This window comes from Rhodococcus chondri (assembly GCF_036327435.1).
Lineage (GTDB): Bacteria > Actinomycetota > Actinomycetes > Mycobacteriales > Mycobacteriaceae > Rhodococcus > Rhodococcus chondri.
Genome location: NZ_JAUZMZ010000397.1, coordinates 1 through 671 on the forward strand (window position 1 = coordinate 1; position 671 = coordinate 671).

Annotated in this window: 1 protein-coding gene; it reads right to left on the minus strand. The window is 68.1% G+C overall.

The genetic code is table 11. The annotated features are described in order from the left end of the window. Positions 1-155 precede the first annotated feature (155 nt). On the minus strand, positions 156-671 hold a 516-nt coding region (locus Q8814_RS26380; protein WP_330154857.1), incomplete at its 5' end, for a chymotrypsin family serine protease.

Consider the following 671-nt stretch of genomic DNA (forward strand, 5'->3'; position numbering starts at 1 on the left):
CGCCGAGATGACGACGCGGCGGCAGGGCTGGGAGCCACTGCCGCCGCGCTACACCCGTGGAGTGCTCGCGAAGTACACCAAGCTCGTCGGCTCTGCGTCGCAGGGTGCGGTGTGCGGGTGAGAGCCGGTTGAACGGTCGCGAGGCCGGGGTCGGATCAGATCGGACGGAATCCGGCCCCGGCGCCGCCCCGCGCGTTCATATCGCCCAGGATGATGTCGATGTTGGTGCCGACTTCCGGGCCGACACACGGTGCGTACAGGTAGGCGTTGACCATCGCGACGAGCGTGGTGCCGACGACGAGCGGAGCACCGGAATCGCCCTCGACAACGCAGACCTGGCTCCACGTCTCCTGTGTGCCGAACACGTCGCCCCACACGACACCGCACGTGTTTCCGGTGGTGCGGCCTTCCTTGCAGGCGATATCGGGGAAACCGGCCGGGGCACCGACACCGGTGATGGCCACGTTGCCCACCCGGTTGACGGGTACGACCTTGGCGCGGTCGAACTCGATGACGGCGTAGTCGAGATTGCCGTTGACCGACACGACGCGCCCCACGGCACCGGCGGGGATGTCGTACTCGGCCTTGACCGTCATGCCCGGCGAACCACAGTGCCCGGCAGTGAGGCCGACGAGACGACCGCCGTTGTCGTTCCCGATCGTCGTGAGGGT